The following is a 17001-nucleotide window of genomic DNA, read 5'->3' on the forward strand; positions in this document are numbered from 1 at the left end:
CTGAACTCAGTCCAGCACCTGCCCGTCGTGCTCCACATAGGGCTGGTAAGGCCCGGTGCCGCTGTGTGAGGCCACCGCCGCCGGGATGAAGGCGCCTTGCTTCACGTCGAACACGTTCACCTGCCCTTGTTCGATCACGTAGTGCCAGCCGTTCAGCGTCAGGCGCCCGGCCTCGACCTCGCGGCGCACCATGGGGTAGTCCATCAGGCGCTCCAGTTGCAACACCACCGAGCGTTCCTCGGTGCGGCGCAGGGCCTCGGTGCAGGCCTGCACCGGCAACACGGCCTCGTGCAACAACTCCAGCCAGCTGCGCAAGGCCCTGGCCTCCTCCGGAACGCCCTCGTAGGCGGCGCGGATGGCGCCGCAGTGGCTGTGGCCGCAGACGATGATGCGCTCCACCCGCAGCGCCAGCACGGCGTATTCGACCGCCGCCATGGTGCCGTGCAGGCCCCGTGAGCCATCGTAGGGCGGCACCAGGGCCCCCACATTGCGCACGATGAACAACTCACCCGGGCCGGCCCCGGTCAGCAGGTAAGGCACCAGGCGTGAGTCCGAGCAGCCAATGAACAGGGTCTTGGGGTGTTGGCCTTGGGCCACCAGGTCCTGAAAGCGTTGCTGGTGCAGCGGAAAGTAATCGGATTGAAAGTGCCTCAGGCGCAGCAGCAACTCGTCGGCCGGCGGGGCGTCTGTAGCGGTCATGGCGGTGTCTTGGGGGCCAGATTGGGTGATGAGCGGCTTTGACAGGCAAGGCCAGGGTTTCAATTGGCACCGATTCTGGCGCCCATCGGCCCGGTTCCGACCGGGCCCGGGTGGCCGTTTCTTGCCCTGGATCAAGGCCAGGCCGCGTCAGCGGCTGGCCGGGCCGGGCCTCATTCGGGCTTGATGCCGGCCTCGCGGATCACCTGGGCCCATTTGGCAATCTCGGAGCGCTGGTGCGCCGCCAGCTGGGCCGGGCCCGCCACGATGGGTTCCATGCCCAGGTCACGCATGCGGGCCTGCACTTCAGGCAGGCTGAACACGCGCATCGCCTCGGTGGCCAGCCGCACCTGGATGTCGGCCGGCAGGCCGCCCGGGCCGAAGATGGCCAGCCACGAATCGGCCTCGAAGCCCTTCAGCCCTTGTTCGGCCAGCGTCGGGATGTCGGGGGCCGAGGCGCTGCGGCGCAGGCTGGTGATGCCCAGGGCGCGCAGCTTGCCCTCGCGGATCGAGGGCAGGGCCGAGGGCAGGTTGTCGAACATCAGCCCGATGTGCCCCGCCAGCAGGTCGGGCACGGCCATGGCGCGGCCACGGTAGGGCACGTGGTTCAGCTTCACGCCGGCCATGGCGTTGAACATTTCGCCTGCCACATGGGGCGAGGTGCCGATGCCGGGCGTGCCATAGCTCAGCTGGCCGGGCTGGGCCTTGGCCAGGGCCACCAGCTCGGCCACGTTCCGCGCGGGCACCGAAGGATGGGCCACCAGCACATTGGGGGTGGAGGCCACCAGCACGATGGGCGTGAAGTCCTTCACCATGTCAAACGGCAGGTGCGGGTAGAGGGTGCCGTTGATCGAGTGGGTGGCAATGCCGCCCATCATCACCGTGTAGCCATCGGGCTTGGCCTTGGCCACCGTCTCGCCGCCCAGGTTGCCCCCAGCCCCGGTCTTGTTGTCCACCACCAGGGGCTGGCCCAGCGAGAAATGCTCGGCCAGCAGGCGGGCCAGGGTGTCGGGCACGCCGCCCGGCGGAAAGCCCACCACGATGTGCACCGGCCGCTCGGGGTAGTGGGCGGTCTGGGCCAGGGCCGGGTTGAAAGAACTCCCCAGGGCTGCTGCCATGAGGGCCAGCCCGATTTTTTTGAATTTCATGTGTCGATGTCCGGATTGAAAACGCCTGCGGCCCACCGCGCGTCCATGCGCGGTGGCCGGGGCGCAACGATTATCCCGGGGTGATGGGCGGCCTTGACACGATCTCGCAGGCTTTTCTGCGGGGCTGCGTTCACAGCGCCCGCATCAGCCCGGACAAGCGCTGGATCAGCGGTGCAAACAGCTCGGACGAGGTGTTGCCATAGCCCAGCACCAGCCCGTTGTCGCTGGGCCCGGGCGGCAGGGCGAAGCCCGACAGCGCCGAAGGGGCCATGCCGTGTTGGCGCGCCTGCTCGGCCACCCCCTGATCGGGCCAGGCCGACCCGAAGCGCACGCACAGGTGCAGGCCGCATTGGCCACCCTCGATCTGGTGCGGCACGGCCAGGTGCTGCTGCAAGGCCTGGCGCAGTGCGCTCTGGCGGCTGCGGTACAGGCGGCGCATGCGCCCCAGGTGGCGGGCGAATTCACCGCTTTCCATGAACTGCGCCAGCGCCAGCTGGCTGTGGCGCTGGCCGCCGCGAAGCAGCTCGCCCAGCGGCCCCTGCAGGCTTGGCAGCAAGACCTCGGGCAGCACCAGAAAACCCAGGCGCAGCGAGGGGAACAGCGTCTTGCTGAAGGTGCCCACATACAGCACCGGGGCCTGGGGCACCAGGCCCTGCATGGCGCCGATCGACTCGCCGGCGTGGCGGAACTCGCTGTCGTAGTCGTCCTCGATCAGCCAGCAGCCGTGGCGGCGGGCGTCCTCCATCAGCTGCAGACGCCTGGACGCGCTCAGCACGGCGCCGGTCGGGTATTGGTGCGAGGGCGTCACGTAGATCAGGCGGGGCGGGTGCAAGGCCCAGTCTTGCGCCGTGGCGCACAGGCCCTCGCGGTCCACGGGCAGCGGGTGCAGCGTCAGGTCGGCGGCGCGCAAGGCGGCCTTGGCGCCCCGGTAACCCGGGTTCTCCACCCAGGCCCGGTCGCCGGGGTTGCTCAGCAGGCGCGCGCACAGCGACAGGGCCTCCTGGGCGCCTTCGGTGATCACCACCTGATCGGGGCTGCAGCGCACGCCCCGCGCCACGCTGAGGTGGCGCGCCACGGCAGCGCGCAGCGCGGGCTCGCCCAGGGGCTCGCCATAGGCCAGGGCACCGGGGCCGGCCTGGGTGATGGCCCGGTCCAGCGCGCGGCGCCAGGCCGCCAGCGGAAAGTGCGCCAAGGCCGGTACGCCGGGCCGCAACGGCAGGCCGAACTGGGTGCCGGCCCCGGTGGGCAGGATCTGGGTCAGGCGTTGGGCCAGGTGTTGGTTCGGGTGGGGTGTCAGGGCAGGGCTTGCATCTCGCCGCTCCGGCACGTCCGGCAAGTTCGGCAGCGTCGCCGGCTGCCTCGACCTGGTGCTGCCGGGCCGGGCCAGGGTGGCCACCCGGGTGCCCTGCCGGTCGGGCCGCAGGTAGCCCTCCGCGCTGAGCTGTTCGTAGGCCGCGATGACGGTGTTGCGCGACACGCCCAGGCCCTCGGCCAAGGCGCGTGAGCCCGGCAGGCGGCTGCCCGGGGCCAGGCGGCCCGCCAGGATGGCCTCTTGCAGGCGGCGGTGCAACTGGCGTTGCAGCGGCGCGGCATCGGCGCCGCGTTGCAGGGTGGCTTCCAGCAGCACCTGGGGCATCAGCAGGGCGGGGCAGGGCGACGATGAGGGCATGGATCTCCGCAGGGCTGAAACGCAGGCCCTGAATGGGCCAGTCGTGGCTCTGTCAAATCTGTTTGGTGTGGTACTTTTTAAGGTGCCACATCGGGGCTACTGTAACGTACCCGCTGGCGCTCTTCTGGTGCCGGTCGGGCTTTTCAACACGGCAATTTGCCCCTCACAAGGAACCCCGCCATGGCCCTCTGGCCCGCCCCGATCACGCTCCAAGGCAGCACCTGCTCGCTGGAACCCTTGCACCCCGACCACCACGACGAACAGGTGGCTGCCACCCTGGACGGCGAGCTCTGGAAGCTCTGGTACACCGCGGTGCCCAGCCCCGAAGGCATGGCCGCTGAGATCCAGCGCCGGCTCGACCTGCAGGCCAGGGGCTCGATGCTGCCCTTCACCACCCGCGATGCCAGCGGCCGGGTCGCGGGCATGACCAGCTTCATGAACATCGATGCGGTGAATCGCCGCGTCGAGATCGGCTCGACCTGGACCCGGGCCTCGGCCCAGCGCGGGCCGTTCAACACCGAGTGCAAGCTGCTGTTGCTGGGCCATGCCTTCGAGGCACTGGACTGCATCGCGGTCGAGTTCCGCACGCACTTCTTCAACCAGCAAAGCCGGCGCGCCATCGAGCGCCTGGGCGCCAAGCTGGACGGCGTGTTGCGCAGCCACCAGCGCGCCGCCAACGGCACCTTGCGCGACACCTGCGTCTACAGCATCACCCAGGCCGAGTGGCCCACGGTCAAGGCCCATCTGCGCTGGCAACTCGACAAACCCCGGGCCTGAGCAACCCGGGCCTGAGAGAGCCCTGGCCTGCTGACGGCCTCAGCCCCCGGCGTAGCGGCCGGGGCGGTGGCTGATCCACAGAAACACGCCCATCACCACCGCGGCCAGCACCGAGTAGGCCACGCGCTCCAGCGGTACCACCCACAGGGCTGCCAGCAGCACGCTGCAATCGATCAGCAACTGCACCTTGCCGGCGCGCAGGCCATAGCGCTGCTGGGCATGCAGTGCCACGATGGTGGCCCCGCCCAGGCTGGATTTGTGGCGGGCCAGAAACAGGCAGCCCGTGCCCAGCAGCAGCCCGCCCAGCACCGCAGCGAACAGCGGGTGCAGGTAGTCCACCCGCATGACGTGCGGAAACAACTCGGTCAGCAGCGACAGCAGCGCCACCGAGCAGAAGGTCTTGAGCGTGAACTCGCGGCCCATGCGGGTCCAGGCAAACCAATAAAAGGGCAGGTTCACCACGAAGAACAGCTTGCCGAAGGACAGGCCCGTGGCGTAGTGCAGCAAGAAGCTGATGCCGGCCGTGCCCCCGATCAGCAAACCCGCCTGGTTGAACAGCATCAGGGCCATGGCCACGAACAGCGTGCCGGCAAACAAGGCCTGGGCATCTTCGAAAGTGCCGTGGCGCAGGGGCACAGGCAGGGGGGTGGACAGGGCGTCGGGCGCCAGGGTCGAGGTGGACGATGAGGGTGTCATGGCAGTGTCGGGTCGGCAGCTATCGGGTGGACAGTGCACGCAGGGAGGCGCCAGGCCCCTTATGGGGGTCACGGCATCAAGCCGCCTATTGTCGCCGGAATGCGTGAAATACTTAGTAGAAACCCTAGCATTTGCCGTGCCTGAACCGTTCCTCCGTCGGCGGCTTGTGAGGCCCCGGCTTGGTGCATGATGGCCCGCCGTCCTGACCGCCCTCACCATGTCTACCGCCCACCATCCCACCCTGGACCCCGCTCGTCTGGTCGAGCTGGCTCTGGCCAACCCGGTCAATGCCGAGCTGATGCGGCGCCTGCCCGCGCTCGACCTGCCCCAGGGGCACCTCACGGCGGGTTGCCTGTTCCAGGCCGTGTGGAATGCGCGCAGCGGCCGTGCACCGGGCTGGGGCGTGAAGGATTACGACCTGTTCTATTTCGACGACAGCGACCTGTCCTGGGCCGCCGAAGACGCCGTGATCCAGCGCGTGCAGGCCGCGGTGGCCGATCTGGGCGTGGTGGTGGAGGTGCGCAACCAGGCCCGGGTGCACCTGTGGTACCCGCAGCGCTTCGGTCTGGACTATCCGCCCCTGCGCGATTGCCGTGAGGGCATCGGCCGCTACCTGATCGCCTGCACCTGTGTCGGGCTGGACCTGGGCTCGGGCGAGCTGCATGCCCCCGATGGCTTGCAAGACCTGGCCGCCGGGCACCTGCGCATCAACCCGCGCTGGGCGCAGCCCGCGCTGTTCGCCGCCAAGGCCGCCAGCTACCAGGCCCGCTGGCCCTGGCTGACGGTACTGCCCCCGACCTGAGCCGGGGCGGGCGCTTGATCTGGCGCAAATTCGGCGCCGCCTGCTTTCATGGATCCGTCATGCGCGCTGCCCAGACTGGGCTGCATCGGCATGGATCGGTCTGAGCCGGCATCAAGGAACCCCATGGACAAGACATTGGCAGTGGCATCGTTGGGGCAGCAGCGTCTGTTGCTGCCGGTGTGGGTCAAGGCAGCGCTGGCGGCCAACGACCGTTTGAAGTTCTACCTATCCACCCTGCAGGCCGCCAGCCAGCATGCCGATCACCCGCGTGAGCCCGCGCTGGACCTGAGCCGTGAGCTGGCGGCCGCCGGCCTGGGTGGCGAGACCTGGCTGCTGGACCTGCCCGGCGGCGCCAGCCGGGTGGATGGGCAACTGATGCTGCCCGAACTGGAGCGCCTGCGCGACGCCCTGCACGAAGACCTGGGCCTGATGGCCCGCCCGGTGCTGGCCCAGGCCGAACCGGCTGCGGCCGTGTCGCCGGCCCGGGTGCAGCATTGGCTGGACACCCTGGCCGCCTTGCAGGGCGTGCGCCTGGAGGCCCTGCAATTGCGCCGCCTCACCCATGGCCAGCGCCAGGGCGGGCCCGAGGACGACAGCCTGCACCTGCTGGTGATGGACCTGCACAAGGCCATCAATCAGCTGGTGCCCCAGATGGCCAGCGAGCTGATGGCTGGCGCCCATGTCTGGCAGCTGGACGAGGCCGATCGCCCCCTGGTGCAGGCCTTCATGCGCGGCCTGCGCCGCACGGCCCCGCTCAAGTTCGATCACCCCGGTCTGGAGACGGCCGCCACCCGCGATGGCGCCCGCCTGCTGCTGCAAAACGACATCGGCACCAACGATGCCCATGTGCTGGTGATCCAGGTGCAGGAGCTGACCATCACGCTCACCTACTCTGACCTGCATCTGCGCCGCTTTGGCTTCTTTCAGGCCTTGCTGGCGCCGTTGGGCGCCAACTGGTCGGTGGTGGAAAGCCGCACCGAGGCCCAGCTCAACCAGGGGCAGGCCTACACCGTGGGCACCGCCACCTTCGCCTGTGCCGACCTGGCCCATCTGCAGGCCACCCTGGAGGGCCTGGGCGCCCGCATCGTGTTTTTGATCGACTGGAACCGGGCGCGCAAGCGACTGCTGAATTTCGTCAGCAAGCCGGCGGCAGAACAGCTGCTGCGCGCCGCGGCCGAGCAGGAGCTGGGCCACATGGCCTGGCTGCACGCCGGGGGCGAGCGCCTTATTTTTGGTGCCATGCAGACCGTGGGCGAGGGCGCCTTTCGCCTGGGCGACCGGCTTGACGAGGTGCTGGGCCCCGACCAGGCCAGTGCCTTTCTGCTGGACGTGATGCGCCTGGCCACCGAGGCCTTGCTGCATGGCCAAAGCCCCTCGCTGGTGGCCGACGAGGCCCGATTGCTGCTGGCCCGGCAGATGCAGCGCCGCAGCGCCGGCTTTGATCTGCTTGACGAGCACGCCGCCTATTGCCAGGCCCTGGCCCAGGCCGTCAGTGATGCCCTGGACCACGGCCGCGACGGCCTGCAGGCCCAGGCGACCGAACTGGCCGCCCGGGCCAAGACCTGGGAGCGCCAGGCCGACCAACTGGTGATGCAGGCCCGTGAGCAGGCCGAACGCCAGCCCCGCTGGCAGGCGGTGTCGCGTCTGCTGGTGCTCAGCGATGACGTGGCCGATGCGCTCGAAGAGGCCGCCTTCCTCATCAGCCTGATGGCCGACCACCACCAGAAGGGCTGGAACCACGGGGTGCGCCAGGCCTTGTCGGCCCTGGCCCAGGTGGTGCAGCAGGCCACCCAGGACCACGTCAAGGCCTTGGCCATCGCCCGCAACCTGGGCAGTGACAGCGATCGCCAGGACCAGGATGAGTTTCTGACCGCCTCCTGGGCCGTGCTGCATGCCGAGCGCCGGTGCGACGACCTGCTGCGGCAGGCGCGGCGTGTGCTGCTGGCCGAGCTGCAGGATGCCGCCTCGCTGATGCTGGCCAACGACCTGGCTCAGACCCTGGAGCTGGCCTCGGACCGGCTGCTGGCCGCCGGCTACGACCTGCGTGAGCTGGCGTTCAACCAATCCGGGGTGCAGGCATGAGTGCGGGGGACGAGCTGTTCCTCATCGGCTGCCGTGCAGACGATGCAGCTGATTCAGCCGCGCTGGCTGGCGCTGAACGCATCGGTTTCAAGGCCTGGAACCTGGCCCGCATGGCCGCGCTCGGCCTGCCCGTGCCACCGGCCTTTGTGTTGGGCACGGCCTGGTGCGCCGATCCAGAGCGGCGCCGCCGCGCCAGTCAGGCTGCCACCTGGGGGCCGGGTCTGCAGGCCTTGCAAAGCGGGCTGGCCAGCCCGCTGCGATTTGGCGATGCGCGCCGCCCACTGCTGCTGTCGGTGCGCTCCGGCGCGCCGGTGTCCATGCCCGGCATGATGGAGACCCTGCTCAACATCGGTCTGTGCGATGCCACCGTGCCCGGCCTGCTGCGCCAGACCGGGCAGCCCCGCCTGGTGTGGGACGCCTACCGCCGGCTGGTGGCCAGCTATGGCGAGGTGGTGGCCGGCCTGGAGGCGGCCCTGTTCGAGCCCGCCGCCGCCGGCCTGGGCGGTCAGCGCGATGAACGCGAGCTGGATTTTGCCGAGCTGCGTGAGCTGACCCGGCATCACCTGCAGGCCTTTGCCCGCGCGGCTGGCCGCCCTTTTCCGCAAGACCCCCGGCAGCAATTGGCCGAGGCCATTGGCGCCGTGCTGGCCTCGTGGCAGGCCCCCAAGGCGTTTGAGTACCGGCGCCTGCACCAGTTGCCCGACAGCCTGGGCACGGCGGTCACGGTGCAGGCCATGGTGTTCGGCAATGCAGGAGGGCGTTCGGGGGCGGGCGTGGGCTTCACCCGCGACCCCTCGAGTGGTGAGCCCCAGCCGTGGGTGGATTTTCTGTTCGACGCGCAGGGCGAAGACGTGGTCTCGGGCCGGCGCAGCGCCCCCGGCCACGAGGCCCTGGCCAGGGTGCTGCCCGAGTGCTGGGCCCAGTTGGTGCAGGCCACCCACACCCTGGAGCAGCACCTGGGTGACATGCAGGATTTCGAGTTCACCGTGCAGGAAGGCCGCCTCTACCTGCTGCAGACCCGCAGCGGCAAGCGCTCGGCCTACGCCACGGCCCGCATCGCGCTCGACATGCTCGATGAGGGCTTGATCACGGCCGACGAGGCGCTGCGGCGCACCACCGGGCTGGGCCCCGAGCAGTTGAGCCAGCGCCGGGTGCTGGCCGCCGATGGCCAGGCCCTGACGCCCGCGGCGGTGGCCGCCAGCGCCAGCCCGGGGGTGGTCAGCGGTGCGCTGGCCCTGGACGACGCCGCAGCCCGCAGCCTGGTGGCGCAGGGCCGGCCCGTGGTGCTGGTGCGCCGCGATGCCGAAACCAGTGACATCGCCACCCTGGAGCTGGCGCTGGGCTTGCTGACCCAGCGCGGTGCCCGCACCTCGCACGCCGCGGTGGTGGCGCGGCAGATGGGCAAGGTGTGCCTGGTGGGCTGTGAGGCGCTGCAGATCGACCTGGGCGCGCGCCGCATCGAACTGGGCCCGGTCACCCTGCACGAAGGCGACACCGTGTCGCTGGATGGCCATCTGGGCCAGGTCTACGCGGGGGCGGTGCAGACCCGCGATGAACTGCCCAAAGCCCTGCTGCAGCGGCTGGACAGGTTGCGGGGGGCTGGCAATCCGGGCGCAGGCGGCTAGTATTCGGGCAGAGCCAGGACGCAGTCGCCTGCTGTCCGCCACCCGTTGCCCAACCTCCACCATGACCCTGAGCCCCCCTCGACTTCCGCGTGCCTGCTGGGCTTTCTTTCTTGCGCTGCCCTGGCTGCTGCTGGCAGGCTGCTCCAGTGCTCCGCCGCGCCAGCCTGCCGACCCACTGTCTACCGTGGCCGTGCCGGCCGCCTTGTCCGAAGAGCAGAGCCAGGCTGTCACCGTCTATGCGCTGGGCCTGGTCGGCACACCGTACCGCTATGGCGGCAACACGCCTGATTCGGGTTTTGACTGCAGCGGCCTGATCCGCCATGTCTACGGCCTGCAGGCGGGCCTGCCGGCACCGCGCACGGTGGCGCAGCTGCAGGGCTGGGGTCATGCGGTGCCCATCGAGGCCTTGCGCACCGGCGACCTGGTGCTGTTCTCGAAGGGCGGGGCGCCGTCGCATGCGGGCATCTATGTGGGCGAGGGGCGCTTTGTGCATGCCCCGTCCACTGGTGGCCAGGTGCGGCTGGACCGCCTCAAGTCGGGCTACTGGGCGCAGCAGCAGGTGGCGATCCGCCGGCCTTGAGCCGGGGCCGGCGCGTCAGGGCCTCAGGGCCTCAGATTGACGCCGACCAGCGGTCGTTCCAGTCGCGGTTGGCTTCGATCTGGCGGCGATCGCGTTTGGTGGGGCGGCCCTCCTGCAGGCTGGCGGCCGGCTCGGGGGCCAGGCGCCGCTGCTCCTGGGCCCGTTCACGCGTGGCGATGCTTTCGGGGGTTTCCTGGTACAGCTGCTGGGCCACCGGGGCGGGGCCGCGCTGGGCACTCAGGCCCATCACCACCACCGTGCGGTGGATGGGGCCCTGGCGCAGGTCCACCGTGTCGCCGCAGCGCAGCTCGCGCGAGGGTTTGGCGTTGGCGCCATTCACCGAGACTCGGCCTTTGCCGATCTCTTCCACCGCGAGGCTGCGGGTCTTGTAGAAGCGGGCGGACCAAAGCCATTTGTCCAGCCGCAGGGAGGCAAGTTCGCTCATGGCGTGATTTTGCCTTGATCCGGCCCCCCCCTGGGTGCACCGGGCTGCGCCAGCGGCAGCCGCACGCAGGCGTCCAGCCCGGCCACGCGCTCGCCGGGCCCTCCCACCTCGCCGTCCTGGCGATTGAGCAGGGCAATGCGACCGCCCAGGGCACGCACGATTTCATGGCAGATGGTCAGGCCCAGGCCCGAGCCCCCGGGCACATCGCCGGTCCAGAAGGGCTGAAACAGGCGCTCGCGCTGGGCGCTGCTGATGCCTGGGCCCTGGTCGCTGACAGTCAGCGTCGCCTGGCCTTCGTCGACCCGCAGGGTGATCTGCAGGCGGGCGCCGTCCGGGCTGTGGCGGATGGCGTTGTGCAGCAGGTTGCGCACCAGCTCGCGCAGCATCCAGTCGTGGGCCAGCACGCACAGCGGCTCGTCTTGCAGCTCAAAGTCGAGGTTGCGCTCGGCCACCAGGGGGGACAGGTCCAGCGCCACCTCGCGCACCACGTGTGACAGGTCCAGGGCCTGGGTGTCGGTCTGCTGGCGCAACTGCTCCACCTTGGCCAGGGCCAGCATCTGGTTGGCCAACTGGGTGGCCCGTTCCACGGTGGCGTTGATTTCGACCAGGGCGGTCTGGGCATCGACATCGCCGCGCAGGGCCGATTGCACCTGGACCTTGAGCACCGCCAGCGGCGTGCGCAACTGGTGCGAGGTGTCGCGCACAAAGCGCTTCTGGTGGTCCAGCAGGTTCTGCAGCCGCCCCATGAGCTGGTTGGTGGCGTCGATCAGCGGCAGCAGCTCGCGCGGGGCGTCGGGGGCCCGGATGCGCGTCAGCTCGCCTTCGGGGCGCTGCTGCAGCTCGGCACTGATGCGGCGCACCGGCCGGGTGGCGCGCTGCACCACGGCAATGACGATCACGATGACCCCGGCCACCAGCAGGCCCTGGCGCAGCAGCGAGGCGATCATGATGTCGCCCACCAGGGTCTGGCGCAGGCCCAGGGTCTCGGCCACCTGCACCATGGCCATGCCGCGCCCATGCTCGCTGACCACCGGTTGCAGCAGCACCGCCACGCGCACCGGGTCTCCTCGGTAAAAGTCGTCGTAGAAATCAACCAGCGCCGAGTAGGGGCTGGGCGGCAGGCCTTTGCCGGGCCAGGGGGGCAGGGCCTCGAAGCCACCCACCCAGTCGCCGTTCATGTCTGACACCCGATAAAACATGCGGCTGCGCAGGTCGGTTTCGAAGGCCTCCAGTGCGGCGTGCGGCACGCTCACCTGCAGCTTGGCCTGGGCGTCGTAGCCTTCGACCGTGAGCAGCTCGCCGATCGATTTGGCCGAGGCCAGCAGGGTGCGGTCGTAGGCGGTCTGCACCGCCTGCCGGGTGTCGATGTAGAGGGTGAGGCTGTTGATCAGCACATACACCCCGATGGGCAGCAGCAGGCCCAACAGCAGGTAGCGGCGCAGCGACAGGCGGGTGGGGCGCGGGCCGGGGTGTGCCGGGCTCATGGTGCGGCCTTCAGCAGGTAGCCCAGGCCGCGCAGCGTCATCAGGTTGACCTGGGCCTGGCTGAGCTTTTTGCGCAGCCGGTACACCACCACCTCGATGGCTTCGATCTGCACCGAGTCGTCGCCCGGAAACACCAGGGCGAACAGGCGCTCTTTGCTGACGGCGTGGCCGGGCCGGCTCATCAAGGCCTGCAGCAGGGTCTGTTCACGCGGGGTCAGGTCCAGCACCTCGTCGCCGAGGTAGAAGGCGCCGTTTTCTTTGTCGAACTCCAGGTCGCCCAGGCGCTGGCGGCTGGGGGGCGCGCTTTGGTCGACCGGCTGCAGGCGGCGGTACAGGGCGCGCAGCCGGGCTTCCAGTTCGTCCAGGTCGAAGGGCTTGGCCAGGTAGTCGTCGGCCCCGCTGTTGAGGCCGATCACGCGGTCGCCCACGGTGCCGCGCGCGGTCAGGATCAGCACCGGGGTGCGCAGCCCGGCGCGGCGGGCGCGTTCCAGCACATGCAGGCCGTCGAGCCCGGGCAGGCTCAGGTCCAGCACCACCACATCGGGCTGGCGTTGCAGCCACAGGTCCAGCGCGGCCGCCCCGTCGGCACAGATGCTGACCTCGATGCCATGCCTTGACAAGGCACGTTGCAGCGCGGTCTGCATGGAGCGGTCATCTTCGATCAGCAGGAGTTGCATGCGGGCACCGGTTGGCAGCAGGCCAGGTCTTTCTGGTCCGGGGCACGATCATAAACAGAGGGCGGCGGGCTCTTGGACAGCCGATTGACAGCTGCGATTTCTACGATCGCGCGGCAGTCCTCCAAGACGCATAGCCCCATAGGAGACATTTGAAATGAACAAAACAACCCTGGCCCTGGCGGCCGCAGCCCTGTTGGCCACCACGGGCGCCAGCGCCCAATCGGTCGAGATCTTCGGCCTGATCGATTCCGGTTACCTGCGCGTGAACAGCGACGGCAACGGCTCCCTCAGCAAAGCCAACAGCGACGGCAACCTGTCCAGCCGCCTGGGCTTTCGCGGCTCGGAAGACCTGGGCGCCGGCCTGAAGGCCAGCTTCTGGCTGGAAGCCGCCCTCAACCCCACCGATGGCAGTGCCGGCACCACCAGCACCACCAACCAGCCCGGTGGCTCGGCCGGCGGCGGCGGTCTGGCCTTTGGCCGTCGCTCCACCGTCAGCCTCAGCAACCAGCTGGGCGAACTGCGCGTGGGCCGCGACTACACACCGGGCTTCTGGAACCTCTCCGCCTTCAGCCCCTTCGGCACCAACGGCATCGGCTCCACCGGCTTTCTGTTCTACCCGGTGCCCAGCGCGGCGCGCATCACCCATGTGCGGGCCTCCAACTCGGTGGGTTACTTCCTGCCCAAGCTGGGTGGCTTCTATGGCCAAGCCATGGTGGCCTCCGGCAACAACCCGTCCACCGCGGGCGTCAAGAGCGACGACGGCAACGTGACCGGCTTGCGCCTGGGCTACGAAGCCGGGCCTTTCAACATCGCCCTGGCCACCAACCGCACTCAGAACGTGTCGATTGGCAACTACAAGCAGAACAACCTGGGTGCCAGCTACGACTTCGGTCCGGTCAAGGCCATGGCGCTGTGGGGTGAGAACGTCACCGCCACCACCAAGACCAGCACCAAGTTGATCGGTGCCCATGTGCCCGTGGGCGCGGGCCAGATCCGCGTGGCCTACTCGACCTTGAGCGCCAAGGGCGTGGCCAACGATGCCAACCACCTGGCCCTGGGCTATGTGCACAACCTGTCCAAGCGCACCGCGGTGTACGGCCACTACGCCCGCATCAGCAACAAGAACAATGGCACGGCCTTTGATCTGGGCCAGGGCGTGACGCGTGCCGGTGGCAGCAGCACCGGCTACGAGTTCGGTATCCGACACACCTTCTGATCGACTTCCCCCCGGCATGGGCCGGGGCACGGTTTCCCTTTTGGAGCGGGCACAATGGTCGCGGGCGAGTTGCCGGGATCGTCGGCCCGTCCATGACAGAGCGGGAAACCTCATGATGCGTCGAAGCCATTTCATCCGATCGTTGCCGGGCATGGCCCTGGGCGGCAGCATGGCTGCGGGCGCAGTCCCGGCGCTCGGAGGCCTGCGCATCATGGTGCCAGCCAACCCTGGCGGCGGCTGGGACACCACCGCCCGGGCCTTCGGCAAAGCGCTGCTCGACAGCGGCGGCGCCACCTCTGTCCACTACGACAACAAGGGCGGCGCGGCCGGTGCCATCGGGCTGGCCCAGTTCATCCACACCCGCAAAGCCGACCCGCGGGCACTGCTGATGATGGGCTCGGTCATGCTGGGCGGCATCATCACGACCAAGCCCCCGGTGTCCTTGTCGCAGGCCACGCCGCTCGCCCGCCTGGCCACCGAGTACAACGTGTTCGTGCTGCCAGCGAACTCGCCATTCAAATCGATGGCAGAACTGCTGGCGCAGCTGCAGAAGGACCCGGCCAGCGTGAAGTGGGGCGGCGGCTCGCGCGGCTCGACCGAGCACATTGCCGCGGCCTTGATCGCCCGGGCGGTGGGCGTCGATCCGAACCGCCTTCAGTTTTTGCCTTTCCGCGGCGGGGGCGAGGCCACGGCCGCGGTGCTGGGCGGCAATGTCACGGTGGGGGGCAGCGGTTACAGCGAGTTTGCCGAGTCCATCCAGAGCGGGCGCATGCGCGCCATTGCTGTCACCTCACCCCAGCGCCTCAAGGGGCTGGAGGTACCCACCCTCAAGGAGCTGGGCCTGCCGATTGAGATCGGCAACTGGCGCGGTCTGTACGGCGCCCCCGACATCTCGCCGGCCCAGCGCCAGGGCCTGATCGAGCAGATCGTGGCCGCTGCACGCCATCGCAGCTGGCAGGAGATGCTGGACAGGCATGCCTGGACGCCGGCCTTGCTCACGGGGGATGCCTTCAGCCAGTTTGTGGACGACGAGTTCAGCAGCCTGAGGCTCACCCTGATCAAGTCCGGCCTGCTGTGAGCTGCGCCGGCATGGGTTGACCCGCCGCATCCCTGCGACTTGCCGCGCTACCATCGCGCCATGCCAGCGCCATCCCATTCCGAGCCCGCCGAGGCCGCCGAGGCCACCATGGACCCCGTGCCTGTTCCGCCATCCCCCGATGCCTTGCCGCTGGACGGTGACAGCATCCTGGCCCTGGCGGCGCAGTCGATGTTTCACCTGTTTTCGAGCATCAGCCAGGGCATGTTCCTGGTGGACCGCAGCGGGTGCATCGTGTGGGTCAACGAGGGGTATCGGCGCTTTTTGCCAGCCCTGGGTTTTTCGTCGATCGACCAGTTTCTGGGCCACCGTGTCGAGGATGTGATCCACAACACCCAGATGCGCCGCGTGCTGGAGACTGGCGAGCCGATCCTGATCGACCTGCTGACCAACAAGGCCGGCACCTTTGTGGTCAGCCGACTGCCGCTGCGCGACGACGTGGGTGGTGTGATCGGGGCCATCGGCATCGTGCTGTTCGACCACCCCGAGACCACGCTCAAGCCCCTGATCAGCAAGTTTGCCCGTCTGCAGCAAGATCTGGACGACGCCCGCCGCGAGCTGGCCGTGCAGCGCAAACGCCAGCTCAGCGCCCCCGATGGCGAACGCCGCGCCAAGTACACCTTTGCCAGCTTTGTCGGCACCAGTGCCGCGGCGGTGGAGGTCAAGCGCCAGGCACGCCGTGCCGCGCAGTCGGCCAGCCCGGTGCTGCTGCTGGGCGAGACCGGCACCGGCAAAGAGCTGCTGGCCCACGCCGTGCATGCGGCCTCGTCGCGGGCGAGCGGGCCTTTTGTCAGCGTCAACATCGCCGCCGTGCCCGACACGCTGTTGGAGGCCGAGTTCTTCGGCGTGGCCCCCGGCGCCTACACCGGCGCCGACCGCAAGGGGCGCGACGGCAAGTTTCGGCTGGCCGACGGCGGCACCTTGTTCCTCGACGAGATCGGCGACATGCCCCTGAACCTGCAGGCCAAGCTGCTGCGCGCCCTGCAGGAGGGCGAGATCGAGCCCCTGGGCTCGAACCGCCTGCTGCCCTTTGACGCCCGGGTGATCGCCGCCACCTCGCGCGACCTGCTGGCCCTGGTGCGCGAAGGCCGCTTTCGCGAAGACCTGTACTACCGCATCGGCGTGTTGCCCATCCGCGTGCCCCCGCTGCGCGAGCGCGCCAGCGACATCGTGGCCCTGGTCGAGGTGCTGGGCGAAGACATGGCGCTGCGCAACGGCAGCCCCCCGCCCGAGCTCACCCCCCAGGCCCTGGCCCTGCTGCAGGCCCAGCCCTGGCGCGGCAACATCCGTGAGCTGCGCAACGTGCTGGAGCAGGCGGCCCTGCGCAGCGAGGGCGGCCCGCTGGAGCTGGAGTTGCTCAACCGTGTGCTGCAGGACTCGGGCCTGACCCCGGTGCGCCCGGCGCTGGCCAGTTGCTCCCAGACCCCGGCACCGGCGGCTGGCATGCCGTCCCTGGGAGGCACCTCGTCGACGGCTGTGCATCAGAGTCAGCGGCCTGCCAGCCTGCGCCCCCTGGCCGAGCAGGTTGCCGAGTTGGAGCAGCAGGCCATCGCGCAAGCCATGCAACATACGGGTGGCAACAAGGTGGCTGCTGCCAGGCTGCTGGGCATCTCGCGCGCCAAGCTCTACGAACGCCTGGGCGAGTCGCGCTGAGCGCTGTGCGCGGAAAAAGACCTGAGCCAGGTCCTAACGACGTCCCTTGTGGCTGGCGCGGCCCTGCTGCTGCCAGTACGTGAACTCGTCTTCGTGCACCTCCAGGTCCAGCTCCATCACCCGGGCTTGCAGGCGTTCCTGGGCATCGGCCACACCCTGGTTGTAGATCGTTGGCCCGATCTCGGTCAGAAAAAAGCCCAGCAGCGCCCCGGCGGCGATATTGCCGATGGGCTCGTCCATGTTCTCCCTGAAATAGCGCTCAATCGAGGCGATGGCGAGGGTGCGGGCTTCTTTGCTGATGTCGATGGGCATGGGGGTGTCTGTGTCGGGTGGGCTGTCGGGCAGACCGCCATTC

At 69.2% G+C, this 17001-nt stretch carries 16 protein-coding genes; 8 read left to right on the plus strand and 8 right to left on the minus strand.

All coding sequences use genetic code 11. The features are described from left to right. Positions 1-6: 6 nt before the first annotated feature. The 3 genes from AC07PT_RS00575 to pdxR all read right to left on the minus strand — a co-directional run bounded on the left by AC07PT_RS00575 (position 7) and on the right by pdxR (position 3513). On the minus strand, positions 7-699 hold the full coding sequence (locus AC07PT_RS00575) for a carbonic anhydrase (protein ID WP_494655473.1): 693 nt from the start codon (positions 697-699) through the stop codon (positions 7-9). A 170-nt stretch (positions 700-869) separates the two neighbouring features. Next, a complete protein-coding gene (locus AC07PT_RS00580; protein WP_494655474.1) occupies positions 870-1844 on the minus strand; it encodes a Bug family tripartite tricarboxylate transporter substrate binding protein in 975 nt (324 codons plus the stop codon). 130 nt (positions 1845-1974) lie between these two features. After that, positions 1975-3513, minus strand: a complete 1539-nt coding sequence (gene pdxR, locus AC07PT_RS00585) for a MocR-like pyridoxine biosynthesis transcription factor PdxR (RefSeq protein ID WP_494655475.1) — start codon at positions 3511-3513, stop codon at positions 1975-1977. A gap of 180 nt (positions 3514-3693) precedes the next feature. Between pdxR and AC07PT_RS00590 the strand changes: the two genes are divergently transcribed. Continuing rightward, positions 3694-4290: a GNAT family N-acetyltransferase gene (locus AC07PT_RS00590; protein WP_492348816.1), complete on the plus strand. Its 597-nt coding sequence runs from the start codon at positions 3694-3696 to the stop codon at positions 4288-4290. Between the two features lie 39 nt (positions 4291-4329). On the opposite strand, the gene AC07PT_RS00595 is transcribed toward AC07PT_RS00590, so the two are convergent. Next, on the minus strand, positions 4330-4986 hold the full coding sequence (locus AC07PT_RS00595; RefSeq protein WP_492348817.1) for a YitT family protein: 657 nt from the start codon (positions 4984-4986) through the stop codon (positions 4330-4332). Between the two features lie 217 nt (positions 4987-5203). On the opposite strand from AC07PT_RS00595, the gene AC07PT_RS00600 reads away from it, so the two are divergent. The 4 genes from AC07PT_RS00600 to AC07PT_RS00615 all read left to right on the plus strand — a co-directional run bounded on the left by AC07PT_RS00600 (position 5204) and on the right by AC07PT_RS00615 (position 10075). After that, the gene (locus AC07PT_RS00600) at positions 5204-5788 is read left to right on the plus strand and encodes a nucleotidyltransferase family protein (protein ID WP_494655476.1); all 585 of its coding nucleotides are present in this window, start codon (positions 5204-5206) and stop codon (positions 5786-5788) included. 123 nt (positions 5789-5911) lie between these two features. Continuing rightward, positions 5912-7870, plus strand: a complete 1959-nt coding sequence (locus AC07PT_RS00605) for a DUF47 domain-containing protein (RefSeq protein WP_494655477.1) — start codon at positions 5912-5914, stop codon at positions 7868-7870. Continuing rightward, on the plus strand, positions 7867-9495 hold the full coding sequence (locus AC07PT_RS00610; protein WP_494655478.1) for a PEP/pyruvate-binding domain-containing protein: 1629 nt from the start codon (positions 7867-7869) through the stop codon (positions 9493-9495). The genes AC07PT_RS00605 and AC07PT_RS00610 overlap by 4 nt, the downstream gene beginning before the upstream one ends. Before the next feature lie 61 nt (positions 9496-9556). Then, positions 9557-10075, plus strand: a complete 519-nt coding sequence (locus AC07PT_RS00615) for a C40 family peptidase (RefSeq protein ID WP_492348821.1) — start codon at positions 9557-9559, stop codon at positions 10073-10075. Positions 10076-10106: 31 nt separating this feature from the next. Here the strand turns inward: AC07PT_RS00615 and AC07PT_RS00620 are convergent, their stop codons facing one another. Genes AC07PT_RS00620 through AC07PT_RS00630 form a run of 3 tightly spaced genes read right to left on the minus strand, consistent with a single transcriptional unit; the run spans position 10107 to position 12681 of the window. Continuing rightward, a complete protein-coding gene (locus tag AC07PT_RS00620; protein ID WP_492348822.1) occupies positions 10107-10520 on the minus strand; it encodes an RNA-binding S4 domain-containing protein in 414 nt (137 codons plus the stop codon). After that, the gene (locus AC07PT_RS00625; RefSeq protein WP_492348823.1) at positions 10517-12004 is read right to left on the minus strand and encodes a sensor histidine kinase; all 1488 of its coding nucleotides are present in this window, start codon (positions 12002-12004) and stop codon (positions 10517-10519) included. Before AC07PT_RS00625 ends, AC07PT_RS00620 begins: the two co-directional genes overlap by 4 nt. Continuing rightward, positions 12001-12681 carry a response regulator gene (locus AC07PT_RS00630; RefSeq protein ID WP_494655479.1) on the minus strand — a complete coding sequence of 227 codons (681 nt, stop codon included), beginning with the start codon at positions 12679-12681 and terminating at the stop codon, positions 12001-12003. The genes AC07PT_RS00625 and AC07PT_RS00630 overlap by 4 nt, the downstream gene beginning before the upstream one ends. A gap of 154 nt (positions 12682-12835) precedes the next feature. Between AC07PT_RS00630 and AC07PT_RS00635 the strand changes: the two genes are divergently transcribed. The 3 genes from AC07PT_RS00635 to AC07PT_RS00645 all read left to right on the plus strand — a co-directional run bounded on the left by AC07PT_RS00635 (position 12836) and on the right by AC07PT_RS00645 (position 16646). Beyond that, positions 12836-13897, plus strand: coding sequence for a porin (locus AC07PT_RS00635; RefSeq protein WP_494655480.1), 1062 nt, complete (start codon positions 12836-12838; stop codon positions 13895-13897). 115 nt (positions 13898-14012) lie between these two features. Next, positions 14013-14975 (plus strand): tripartite tricarboxylate transporter substrate binding protein, encoded by a 963-nt coding sequence (locus tag AC07PT_RS00640; RefSeq protein ID WP_494655676.1) that lies wholly within the window; start codon positions 14013-14015, stop codon positions 14973-14975. A 108-nt stretch (positions 14976-15083) separates the two neighbouring features. After that, a complete protein-coding gene (locus AC07PT_RS00645) occupies positions 15084-16646 on the plus strand; it encodes a sigma-54 interaction domain-containing protein (RefSeq protein ID WP_494655677.1) in 1563 nt (520 codons plus the stop codon). Positions 16647-16679: 33 nt separating this feature from the next. Here AC07PT_RS00645 and AC07PT_RS00650 read toward each other — a convergent pair whose 3' ends face one another. After that, positions 16680-16958, minus strand: a complete 279-nt coding sequence (locus AC07PT_RS00650; RefSeq protein WP_492348826.1) for a DUF2164 domain-containing protein — start codon at positions 16956-16958, stop codon at positions 16680-16682. Positions 16959-17001 lie beyond the last annotated feature (43 nt).

It is taken from the genome of Curvibacter sp. GW821-FHT09D12, from assembly GCF_059416245.1.